At 40.3% G+C, this 11,083-nt stretch carries 11 protein-coding genes; 7 read left to right on the plus strand and 4 right to left on the minus strand.

Annotation, left to right across the window (positions count from 1 at the left end; all coding sequences use genetic code 11):
* Positions 1-27 precede the first annotated feature (27 nt).
* Together ftsH and rlmE are read right to left on the minus strand one after the other, a co-directional pair.
* Complete coding sequence (gene ftsH / locus AC27JR_RS12600) at positions 28-2,016, minus strand: ATP-dependent zinc metalloprotease FtsH (RefSeq protein ID WP_487173788.1); 1,989 nt, start codon at positions 2,014-2,016, stop codon at positions 28-30.
* Positions 2,017-2,082: 66 nt separating this feature from the next.
* Complete coding sequence (gene rlmE, locus AC27JR_RS12605) at positions 2,083-2,712, minus strand: 23S rRNA (uridine(2552)-2'-O)-methyltransferase RlmE (protein WP_008112689.1); 630 nt, start codon at positions 2,710-2,712, stop codon at positions 2,083-2,085.
* A gap of 88 nt (positions 2,713-2,800) precedes the next feature.
* Between rlmE and yhbY the strand changes: the two genes are divergently transcribed.
* Positions 2,801-3,097 carry a ribosome assembly RNA-binding protein YhbY gene (yhbY, locus tag AC27JR_RS12610; RefSeq protein ID WP_008112687.1) on the plus strand — a complete coding sequence of 99 codons (297 nt, stop codon included), beginning with the start codon at positions 2,801-2,803 and terminating at the stop codon, positions 3,095-3,097.
* Positions 3,098-3,155: 58 nt separating this feature from the next.
* Here the strand turns inward: yhbY and AC27JR_RS12615 are convergent, their stop codons facing one another.
* Both AC27JR_RS12615 and AC27JR_RS12620 read right to left on the minus strand, forming a co-directional pair.
* Complete coding sequence (locus AC27JR_RS12615) at positions 3,156-3,647, minus strand: SixA phosphatase family protein (RefSeq protein ID WP_487173789.1); 492 nt, start codon at positions 3,645-3,647, stop codon at positions 3,156-3,158.
* On the minus strand, positions 3,647-4,798 hold the full coding sequence (locus AC27JR_RS12620) for a serine hydrolase domain-containing protein (protein ID WP_487173790.1): 1,152 nt from the start codon (positions 4,796-4,798) through the stop codon (positions 3,647-3,649). The genes AC27JR_RS12615 and AC27JR_RS12620 overlap by 1 nt, the downstream gene beginning before the upstream one ends.
* 115 nt (positions 4,799-4,913) lie before the next feature.
* On the opposite strand from AC27JR_RS12620, the gene AC27JR_RS12625 reads away from it, so the two are divergent.
* The 6 genes from AC27JR_RS12625 (at position 4,914) to AC27JR_RS12650 (ending at position 11,051) form a co-directional block, all read left to right on the plus strand.
* Positions 4,914-5,723 (plus strand): hypothetical protein, encoded by an 810-nt coding sequence (locus tag AC27JR_RS12625; protein ID WP_487173791.1) that lies wholly within the window; start codon positions 4,914-4,916, stop codon positions 5,721-5,723.
* A 406-nt stretch (positions 5,724-6,129) separates the two neighbouring features.
* Positions 6,130-6,987 (plus strand): MipA/OmpV family protein, encoded by an 858-nt coding sequence (locus tag AC27JR_RS12630; protein WP_487173792.1) that lies wholly within the window; start codon positions 6,130-6,132, stop codon positions 6,985-6,987.
* A complete protein-coding gene (locus AC27JR_RS12635) occupies positions 6,977-7,363 on the plus strand; it encodes a DUF3019 domain-containing protein (RefSeq protein WP_008112677.1) in 387 nt (128 codons plus the stop codon). Before AC27JR_RS12630 ends, AC27JR_RS12635 begins: the two co-directional genes overlap by 11 nt.
* 63 nt (positions 7,364-7,426) lie before the next feature.
* Positions 7,427-8,131: a response regulator gene (locus tag AC27JR_RS12640; RefSeq protein WP_487173793.1), complete on the plus strand. Its 705-nt coding sequence runs from the start codon at positions 7,427-7,429 to the stop codon at positions 8,129-8,131.
* Positions 8,132-8,208: 77 nt separating this feature from the next.
* Positions 8,209-9,498 (plus strand): sensor histidine kinase, encoded by a 1,290-nt coding sequence (locus AC27JR_RS12645; RefSeq protein ID WP_487173794.1) that lies wholly within the window; start codon positions 8,209-8,211, stop codon positions 9,496-9,498.
* A 197-nt stretch (positions 9,499-9,695) separates the two neighbouring features.
* Positions 9,696-11,051, plus strand: a complete 1,356-nt coding sequence (locus tag AC27JR_RS12650; RefSeq protein WP_076920429.1) for a sodium-dependent transporter — start codon at positions 9,696-9,698, stop codon at positions 11,049-11,051.
* Positions 11,052-11,083: the final 32 nt, after the last annotated feature.

Raw genomic sequence — 11,083 nt, forward strand, 5'->3', positions numbered from 1 at the left:
GGGCTTTTGGATACGTTATTTTAACGATTATTCAGCTTTATCATCAAGGTTTGTTTCATCTTTTTTAGACTCATCTTTTTTAGACTCATCTTTTTTAGACTCATCTTTTTTAGATTCGTCAGTTGGTTTTTGGATTTCATCAACTGCTTTATCTTTAGAAACATCTTCTTTTTCTGGTTTAGCTTCATGACGGTCATGCGCATCACGTGGTTCACGTACCGGCTGACGTGCCATTAAATCATCAATCTGTTTCGCATCGATAGTTTCATACTTCATCAGTGCATCTTTCATTGCGTGTAAAATATCAATATTTTCTTTCAATATTGATTCTGCACGTTGATAGTTGCGGTCTGAGAATAAACGTACTTCTGCATCAATTACTTTGGCTGTTTCATCCGACATGCTCATAGAACGACCACCGCCGCCACCCATATACATTTCGTTTTGATCTTCAGCATAAAGTAATGGACCTAGCTTTTCGCTTAAGCCCCATTGTGTAACCATTTTGCGAGCAATGTCAGTTGCACGTTCGATATCGTTACTTGCACCTGTAGTTACTTTGTCTTCACCATAAATAATGGCTTCTGCAATACGGCCACCATAGAGGCTAGAAATCATAGATTCAAGCAGTTCTTTAGAATGGCTAACACGGTCTTGCTCTGGTAAATACATTGTCACACCTAACGCTCGGCCACGTGGAATAATAGATACTTTATAAACCGGATCGTGCTCAGGCACCATACGACCTACAATGGCATGACCTGCTTCATGGTAAGCCGTCATTTCTTTTTCTTGCTCGCTCATCACCATGGTCTTACGTTCAGCACCCATCATGATTTTATCTTTTGCAGCGTCAAATTCAGCCATACTAACAACACGCTTATTACCACGAGCTGCATAAAGAGCGGCCTCATTCACTAGATTAGCAAGATCAGCCCCTGAGAAACCAGGTGTACCACGTGCAATCACTGCTGCTTCAACGTTATCACCTAAAGGTACTTTACGCATGTGTACTTTTAGGATTTGCTCACGACCACGAATATCTGGCAAACCAACCACAACTTGACGGTCAAAACGACCAGGACGAAGTAATGCTGGGTCTAAAACATCAGGACGGTTAGTCGCAGCAATAACGATAATACCTTCATTACCTTCAAAGCCATCCATTTCAACTAGCATTTGGTTAAGCGTTTGCTCACGTTCATCGTGACCGCCGCCCATACCTGCGCCACGTTTACGCCCTACCGCATCGATTTCATCAATGAAAATGATACAAGGTGCTGCTTTTTTAGCTTGTTCGAACATGTCACGTACACGTGATGCACCTACACCCACAAACATTTCAACAAAATCAGAACCCGAGATGGTAAAGAATGGTACTTTTGCTTCACCAGCAACCGCTTTAGCAAGCAAGGTTTTACCCGTACCAGGAGGACCAACCATAAGTACACCTTTAGGAATACTACCACCTAATTTTTGGAACTTAGAAGGGTCACGTAAAAAGTCCACCAGCTCGGTTACATCGTCTTTGGCTTCATCACAGCCAGCTACATCAGCAAAAGTCGTTTTGACTTGATCTTCACTCATTAAACGGGCTTTACTTTTACCAAATGACATGGCGCCTTTGCCACCGCCACCTTGCATCTGACGCATGAAGAAAATCCACACACCAATTAGCAGTATCATAGGGAACCAAGAAATGAAAATGCTTGCTAAAAACGATTGTTCCTCAGGTTTAACACCTTTGACATTTACATCGCTTTTTAACAAATCATTTAAAATATCTTTATCATAGATCGGCATTATCGTTTGAAAACGCTCGCCACTATTTTTTATGCCAGTAATTGTGCCACTGCCACTTTCAATAGACACTTCTTGTATAGAGCCGCTGCGGGCATCTTTAACAAATTGACTGTAACTTGTTTGACGATCAACTTGATCGCCGCCATTAAAGCTCTGAAATACTGACATAAGCACAACTGCAATAACCAGCCAGAGTATTAGATTTTTCGCCATATCGCTCAAGGGGTTAACCTCTTGTATCCAATTAATTTAAATTCAACTAAACGCCAAGCAACTGTACTACAGTTTGTATCCAGTCGCTACTATATATACTTCCCGAGAACGGGGACGCGAGGCATCCGGTTTACGTATCTTCACTGCTTTAAAACTATTACGTACATCTTGCAAATATTGATCAAAGCCTTCACCTTGGAATACTTTAACAATAAACGCGCCATTTTTCTTTAAAACTTGGTGGCACATATCAAGTGCAAGCTCAACCAAGTACATGCTACCTGCCTGATCAACCGAGTTATTGCCACTCATGTTAGGTGCCATATCAGACAATACCACATCTACATTTTTACCATCAATGCGTTTTAATAGCGCATTAAGTACAGCCTCTTCACGAAAGTCACCTTGTAAAAAGTCAACACCCGCTAATGAATCCATAGGTAAAATATCACACGCAACCACTTGGCCTTTGTCACCTACTTTTTCTGCTAGGTATTGTGACCAACTCCCTGGGGCTGCGCCTAAATCAACCACCGTCATTGCTGGACGCAATAACTTATCTCTGTTTTGGATTTCGTCTAATTTGAAAACAGCTCGAGAGCGCCAGCCTTTTTTTTGCGCTTCTTGAACATATTTATCATCAAAATGTTCTTTAAGCCAACGCTGTGAACTGGCTGACTGTTTTTTATTTGTCATAAATTAACACGCAACTAATTAGTAATATTCTCTAGATGGCGTTAGAATACCCTTAATTCAAGCCATATTCAGCAAAATTTGTAATATCATGACATTATCAAACAAACAAAAGCAGTTTTTAAAAGGTCAGGCACATAGCCTTAAGCCTGTAGTTTTACTAGGTTCTAACGGTTTAACCGAAGGCGTAGTAGTTGAAATCCAAAGCGCATTAGAAATTCACGAATTAATTAAAGTGAAAGTGCCAACTGACGATCGTGAAACCAAAAAGCTTATTTTTGATGCCATTGTTCGCGAAACAGGGGCCACCAAATTACAAACAATTGGTCATACGATTGTGCTTTACCGTCAAAGCCCAGAGAAAAAAATTCAGTTACCTCGCGGCTAATAGCCCGTTGTAAAGCTATAAAAAAAACCAGCCGCGGCTGGTTTTTTTTATAAATGGATTAAAAATCCATTATTCGCAAGTTTGCTTTGTAGCTGCCATGCTCAAGCCTACTAAGTGAGTAATAGTGCCCGTACTGCCCCTCATCCATATTCTCAATAGTTTGGTTACTCAATAACGAAGCTAATTGCGGCGTGGTGTTACTATGCCCTATAACCACCACAACACCACTTTGTGCTAACAACTGATTTTTCAATGTCGTTAAATCGGCAGCATTATAAGTAATAACTTTAATATTAAAATACCTAGCTAAAGGCGCTGCAGTGCTTAATGTGCGGTTATAATTACTACTGTATAAAGTTATGTGTGGATAAATGTTAACCAACGAAACCAAATACTCAGCACGCGCCTGCCCTTGCTCTGTTAAATATGGATTACTGCCTGTTTGTTTTTCACTATGGCGAAACAAATAAAGTTGTTCAGGCGCAGAAAAAGCAGGATGGCAAACGAGTAACAGTAATGCTATCCATGCTGATTTTATCAATGAGCTCATTATTTTTTGCCTCGTTTGTATGCCAATAAACGGTCTATGAATTCCGTGGTAAGCTCATTAATAAGCCCTGTTTCTGCATTTAAAATTAAGCTAAAGCCTACGTTTAAATGCGGAAAAATCACTAAATCACTTCGGTATCCTTGTACCCAACCACTGTGATAGTAAAGCGTTTCATCATTATAATCATACACACGCCAACCCAGCCCATAATAGGCTTCATTCATGTGTTCTCGCCACACCCGTCGATAACGTTCTTTTTTAGTGTGCGTGTACGGACGCGTTTGGGTAGCTAATGCGTCTAATGATAATACCGCTGGATATTGTCCTAATTGCGCATTTAACCAAATAGCCATATCTGATGCACTGGCGTTAACCCCTGCCGCGGGTGCAACTTTGTAATAATTCTTTTTTAAACGGGCGCTATACCAACGCTTTTTACCACGCACGTGAGGGTGTGCATAGTTATTATCTTGCACCATGGCATCGTAACCTAAACTAGCATCACTCATTTCTAAAGGGGTAAAAAACGCGTCATTGAGCCACTGGGTATAGGTTTTGTTGGTGCTTTTTAAAATCACATCGTCAATTAAGCTAAACATCACATTTTGATAACCATAACAATCACCGGGGTCACAAATGGGTTTGACACTCAATAGTTTTTCAACAATATCGTTATAGCCCATTCGCGATTCGATTAAGTTATCGTAAGCATTGGGCACTAACCCACTAGAATGGCTTAAAATATGAAAAACTTTTAAATCATCTTTATAACCAGTTTGCTTAAAGTCAGGTAAATAGTGACTAACAGGTAAATAAAGGTTGAGCCGCTGTTCATTTGCAAGTTTAGCCGCTAACGACCCTGCAAATGTTTTCGATACTGAAGCTAAACGAAACCGAGTGTGCGGATTAATTTTTTGTCCACTGCGTACCTTTGTATGGCCCATAGTATGGATATAGTCACGCGCTTGGGAGTTGACAATAGAAAGCGCTCCTCCTGGGATTTTTTTTATTTTTAGTTTTTTTTCTGTATAGCGTCCATAACTTTTAACAAATGCTTCCCAATCAGGATCTGTGCTTGCGCTCGCCTGCAAATGCGTCCCCATAAGGCACACAGCAAAAAAGTAAAAGGGTAAGGTGTTAAAATACTTCATTCTTAGCTAATTTTTCTTTTTTAGTCATAATCGACCGTTATAATATCATGAACTTTTGTTCGGACTAACGTACAATATGTCCGAACAATGGCTTTTGAGTGGATGTAAAATATTTATGCGTTTTTTAGTTGTATCACTTTTTATAATATTAGCGTCAGGTTGTGCTGTCGTTAAACAACCCGCAGAGCCTCTAGCAATGCCTGCAAAGCCTATGCTTAAGAGCCAAACTTACCAGTTAAAGTATGAAACTGAGCATGCTTCACCAAAAGTGAAGTCGGTGCAATTACCTGCTCACAACGTGAAAAAAAATCAAACCGTAAGAGTCATTGTAGACCGTGCAAGCGTTACAGACACTTTAGTCTCTCAAATAAGCCAAGCCTTAATTGATAAACAACTTAAGGTGACCACAAGCGAGAATAGCGATTACACGTTAGCCATTCATCAAGTTGATCTGGAATTTGTAGATGATACCAAGTACACCTTAGCGCAACCAGAAAAACCATATTCACTGTTTTCAAAAGTTGCGCAGCAATTTCCTTCGCAACAATGCGCAAATATATTAGCCCAAGTTAGCATGCGACTTACTCACAAAGCATCAGGCGATGTGGTGTGGTTTGCTAAATCATCAATTGACAGTGCAAGCTTTCATCGTGAACCTCTAGTTTATAGCTTCAGCGAAGAAAAGAAGATCACTAATGAGCTGGAAGTTGTTGCATTTATACATAAGCACAACACCGAGCAGGCTCGCCTAAAGCGAGCTGAACTTAATAGTGAAGTAACAGCCCCTGCGTATAAAACCATTACGAAACTGAGTCGTTTAACTAAATTAAATGGGCCATGTACACGCACCGAAATAAGCGCGCTCACTCCCATGATGCAATTTTATCTAAGCAGTATTCTTATTGATAAAATTAAAGTTCAGTAGTTGTTAGGACGACCGCTACATTTTTTTACAGATTTAGCCAAGAGTTTGACAATATACTAGGGTCTGTTGACCTTTCAAGGTTGAATTTGCAGCAGGCTGTTTGGTATTTAGGCAAGGCAGAGCCTATGTGGTGTGGTTGTTCCCCATAAATAGGCGATAACGCAGCATCAATGCCAAACAGGCGCTGCCCGAAAGGTTCTGCCTAGGGGCGATTTACTCTTTGTTGCCTACATGGATGTAGGTAAGGGGCGTGAGCAGGACGCGGAAGCTTTGCTCGGTTTTTACTTAGCCCACTAGGTTACAAACCTCGCGCCGCGATTAAACCGCCCATAGTTTGAACAAATTTTAATCCGCAAAGGTCAACAGACCCTAGCCTCTTTAGCAAACTCTAATTAAGGTTCCAAGGATGACGCATACTTCACTTAAACAATCTTTTGGTTGTGCAGCCTTATTAGTTGCCGCCATTTTTAGTACTCAAAGCAACGCCAGCAATCGTTACTATGCCGATAATACCTTAGAGCCCACAACTGGGTTTGCTTGGGATTGGAGTGCTGGTGCGGGTTATTACATTGAAGACTCTTATTTAGTTGGCATGAACTCCTATGATGTTGGCGCAGAGCTAGATTTGAGTCTTGCCGTTTCTTACGACAATTTTTACCTTGATTTTGACCATAATCAGCTCAGCGGTGGACTTGTTTTAGGCTATAGCTTAATTAACAAATATGATTGGGGCCTTGATTTATTAGGTACCAATATTCAAGCGGGGTTTGATGAGCAAGGTTTAGGCTTTTACAACGACGGGGTAATTGATCCACTGCGTGGTATAAAAAAGCGTAACTATGATTTTGACACCGGCCTTCGATTAACACGCCGATTTGAAAATTCACAAATTTCCCTTGAATACTTACATGATATATCTGGTGCTCATAACGGCTGGGTTGCCAATGTGTTCTTCAGCCATATTCAACCTTGGCGCAATTGGGAGTTTCGCTCCGGTATTGGCCTAAGCGCCTACTCTGCTGATTTTACAAACTATTACTTTGGTATTGATAGCGATGAAGCAAATGCAATCCGTCCTATTTATAATACCGATGCCAGTACCAGTATTATGTTTGAATTTCATGCTGAATATCCAATTAATCAAGATTGGGTATTTTTAGCGGGCTGGTTAACTACATGGTTTTCAAAAGAGATTGATGACAGCCCAATTATTTCCCAAGGATATCAACACAAAGCCAAGGTAGGCCTGCGTTATGTACTTTAGATTTTTTTACTGTTTGTTGTTTACATACTCAGGCTCTTTACTGGCAGTGACAACACAAGCGCCCAGTGAGCTCACTGCCGTACCGGATACCTGTGTAGCCTTACGTGAAGGACGCCACTGTTACGCCGATGTCGTTTTGTCGTGGCAGCAACCGGAAGTGGGGAATTATTGCTTACGCGACGCGACTTCAAAATACATTATGCAGTGCTGGCTTAAGCAGCGACAAGGTTCGTTTAATTATGCTTTTGACTCAACACAAAGCATTTCATTTGAGCTATTTGATAGTAATACATCACAAGTCATTGCTGTAAGCGAAGTAAAATTACAATGGGTGTATCAAAATAGGCAAAAAAAGCGGCGCTGGCGGTTATTTTAAATCAGCCAACTATTAAACACATTTTACTAGCTAAAATATCATTTAGGTATACGAAGAAAGCTTATGGATAATTACGGTATTATTTTACTGGTTGAAGATGATATCTCTCTTGCACAATGGGTGACTGAGTATTTAACTGAGCAAGGTTATATTGTGCATGTGTGTCATCGCGGTGATGAGGTTGTAAGCCAAGTAAAGCATTTAAATCCACAACTTATTTTACTCGACATTATGTTACCCGGACTTGATGGTATTAGTGTATGTCGTGAGTTACGAAGCTTTTATCATGCCCCTATAATTATGCTCACCGCACGAGATGAAGAAATGGATGAGGTCATTGGGCTTGAAGTCGGTGCTACCGATTACATAATAAAACCTGTTCGCCCTCGTGCATTGCTTGCCCGTATTAAGTCGGCTTTACGTTACAGCAACGACATGCCTAACACTGATGCTCAAACGAGTATGATCAATATCGGTCAATTAAGTATTAATACCGAATCTCGTAACGTCACACTCAACCAACAAGATATAAATATTTCAAGCGCAGAGTACTTATTACTGCATTATTTAGCGAGCAACGCTGGGCAAGTAGTATCGCGTGATGCGGTATTCAAAGCAACCAAAGGCAGGGAGTATGATGGCTTAGATAGAAGCGTTGATGTACTTATTTCTGCTTTACGTAAAAAGTTTAATGATGATCCGCAAAAACCAGAAAAAATAAAAACTATTTGGGGCCGTGGTTATTTATTCGTGACTACAGCGTGGTAACTTTTAATACCAGAGTGCTTATAAATAAACGTCACTTTAATGTACCAAGCCTGCGCTATTAATATGGAATAGCATCAATGAAAAAGTTTTATATTTCACTACTGGGCAGTGCGCTGCTTTCAATTATTGTTTTAGGTTGGCTCATTGATGCATTTAGTCAACAAGCGCATGCGCCACTCGATGAGTTTAGTTTACAAAGCCAAATTATTGTTGGTTTAAGTGAACAACTCACGGCTATAAAACCACAAGCACGCCCTGAGCAGGTAACTCAGTTAGCCAGAGATTTTAATCTAGCTCTTAACTACAAATTAAACCAGTCACTCGCACTGCCATCAGAGTTATTAGATAAAATGCAAACCCAAGGCGGGTTAATACTCGAGGACGAGCAAGGCTTTTACATGCTCTACACGAATGATGCATTAAGCCCTTATCATTTAACCATGCGTTTAGATAAGCTTTACGAAAGCACACAGCGAAACGACATAATTTTAACACTGCTATTTTATACTGGCTTATGTGTTTTTATGGGCTTTATTATTACCCCTTTAGCAAAACGCCTCACGGTATTAAATGATGCGGCAAAACAGTTCGCATCTGGTAACGTTAAAGCGCGAATTAAGCCCTCTCGTTTTACCTATATAAAAGATGTGGAACTGACTTTTAACCGTATGGCGAGCCAAATTGAAAAGTTAGTTGCTGAAAATAAACTGATGGCCTCAAGCCTATCCCATGACATTAGAACTCCAATAGCCTGCTTACGCTTTGGTGTTGACGCCGCCCTTGATACTCATGACGAGAGTAAAATAAAGCATTATTTAACCCGTATGGAGACCGATTTGGATCATATGGAGTCAATGTTAAAAAGCTATTTAGCGTTTGCTACTTTGGAACAAAATGCCAATAAACTTACTTACTCATCAGCAAATATTAAACATTACCTCAGTGATATTATGTCGCAACTTGAACCTAAAATAGCCGCACGTTCGCTCAAAATCTCTTTAGAGTGCGATGATCATATTATATATGCTGACTTACATTGGCTAGCAAGAGCAATCGCTAACTTAATTAATAATGCCTGCGATTTTGCACATCATCACATTAAAGTAACAGCTTCAGTGCAAGAACACGTTTTAGTTATTAGCATTGCCGATGATGGCCCAGGAATAGCTCAAGAAAATAACCATAAAGTATTTAGCCCGTTCTTTCGTGAACGTAGCCACCGCAATCGCAGTGACAATAGTTACGGACTCGGGTTAGCGATCGTTGCCAAAGTCGCAGATTGGCATCATGGTACTGTAGCAGTAAGCAAAAGCGAGCAACTTGGTGGAGCCTGCTTTACATTAAGTATTGCTCAGCATGAAGGTTAATCAACCAAGCACTATCGCTTCTAACTAACGCAATATAATTAAAGAAATCGTGCTATTTATAATCAAAATACGCACGTGTTATTTATATCTGAAAATAAAACGCAATAATTGTGCAACTTAGTCAAATAAGCACTTTTTATTTATTTACAATTCCAGTAGATTGTCAGCGGCGTCAAAAAATAGAGAAGCAGAATAATATGAGTGCAGTCAGAGGTGAGTTTAGCTCCCGCTTTGGTTTTATAATGGCCGCAGCAGGGTCTGCTGTTGGGCTTGGTAATATTTGGGGTTTCCCAACACAAACAGCAAGTAATGGGGGGGCTGCCTTTTTAGTCGCGTACTTAGTACTGGCCTTCTTTTTAGCCTATCCCGCTTTAATGGCAGAACTGATGATAGGTCGCCATGGACAAGCTAATGCGGTTTCTTCATTAACTAAATTAACCACTAAACCTTGGCAAAAGCAGTTTGCTTTTGCGGTTGGCTTTGGCGGTATTTTATGTGCAGGCTTTATACTCAGCTTTTATGCGATTGTTGCTGGTTGGATGTTAAGTGCAACTCTGGAGCCTGTAACCACACTCATAGGTGCTGATGCTGCATCTTCGTGGCTAAGTGAACAGTCACTTACACGTAATATTCTTTTTACTGTGGTATTTATTATTTTAACCGTTGCTATTATTAGCCGCGGTGTTGAAAACGGTATTGAAAAGTGGTCAAAACGTTTAATGCCCGCTCTGCTCGGAATTTTGTTTGCTTTAATTGCCTATGTAATGACTCAAGAAGGGGCTGTTGAGGGGTTAAAAGCTTACTTAGTCCCCGATTTTTCTTCTATTTTTGATCCTACGTTATTAGTCAGTGCATTAGGGCAAGCCTTCTTTTCATTATCACTGGGTACCAGTGTAATGATTATTTATGGCTCATATATCAGTAAAAAGGAAAACCTCGTCTCTTTAGGTGCTTATGTTACGCTTATTGATGTATTTATAGCATTTGTAGCGGGCTTACTGATTATCCCCGCTATGTATGTTGCACAAGCACAAGGTGTTGAAATATTCTCGTCAACAACAGGCAAGCTGCTCTCAGAAGACACTTTAGTATTTCAGGTTTTACCCGCCCTATTTGATGGTATGGGTGGTGTTGGTTTATTTGTTGGCTTTGCTTTTTTTGCATTAATGAGTATTGCCGCACTGACCTCGTCTATTTCAATGCTTGAAGCGCCGGTGTCGTACACTGTAGAGCGTTTTGCAATGAAACGTGTGCAAGCCACGTGGTTAATTGGTGCTTTGATTGCCATTGTCAGTATTACCATTGTATGTAACCTAGGCGCGTTATTTGGCTTAGTGATCACCTTAACTACTAAAGTCGCGCAACCGTTATTAGGACTTATGTGTTGTATTTTTGTAGGGTGGATCTGGTACAGGTCGTCATTGCTCAAAGCAATCCAGCAAGGTAATCCTGAAGTACATAACACCTTATTTTGGAAAATATGGCCTTGGTACACTAAGTTTGTATGCCCTCTCGCCATTAGCCTAGTATTCTTACATTCTTTACTAAGCTAAAAATAAAATATAAAAAAGGCCCACAAATGTGG

This window comes from Pseudoalteromonas sp. NH0006-26 (assembly GCF_057552415.1).

Excerpts from the sequence above, each read along its gene's own strand:
- AC27JR_RS12615 (WP_487173789.1), bottom strand. The coding sequence starts at position 3,647 with ATGAGCTCATTGATAAAATCAGCATGGATAGCATTACTGTTACTCGTT.
- AC27JR_RS12630 (WP_487173792.1), top strand. The coding sequence starts at position 6,130 with ATGACGCATACTTCACTTAAACAATCTTTTGGTTGTGCAGCCTTATTA.
- AC27JR_RS12645 (WP_487173794.1), top strand. The coding sequence starts at position 8,209 with ATGAAAAAGTTTTATATTTCACTACTGGGCAGTGCGCTGCTTTCAATT.
- AC27JR_RS12650 (WP_076920429.1), top strand. The coding sequence starts at position 9,696 with ATGAGTGCAGTCAGAGGTGAGTTTAGCTCCCGCTTTGGTTTTATAATG.
- yhbY (WP_008112687.1), top strand. The coding sequence starts at position 2,801 with ATGACATTATCAAACAAACAAAAGCAGTTTTTAAAAGGTCAGGCACAT.
- AC27JR_RS12640 (WP_487173793.1), top strand. The coding sequence starts at position 7,427 with ATGGATAATTACGGTATTATTTTACTGGTTGAAGATGATATCTCTCTT.
- AC27JR_RS12625 (WP_487173791.1), top strand. The coding sequence starts at position 4,914 with ATGCGTTTTTTAGTTGTATCACTTTTTATAATATTAGCGTCAGGTTGT.
- AC27JR_RS12620 (WP_487173790.1), bottom strand. The coding sequence starts at position 4,798 with ATGAAGTATTTTAACACCTTACCCTTTTACTTTTTTGCTGTGTGCCTT.
- AC27JR_RS12635 (WP_008112677.1), top strand. The coding sequence starts at position 6,977 with ATGTACTTTAGATTTTTTTACTGTTTGTTGTTTACATACTCAGGCTCT.
- ftsH (WP_487173788.1), bottom strand. The coding sequence starts at position 2,016 with ATGGCGAAAAATCTAATACTCTGGCTGGTTATTGCAGTTGTGCTTATG.
- rlmE (WP_008112689.1), bottom strand. The coding sequence starts at position 2,712 with ATGACAAATAAAAAACAGTCAGCCAGTTCACAGCGTTGGCTTAAAGAA.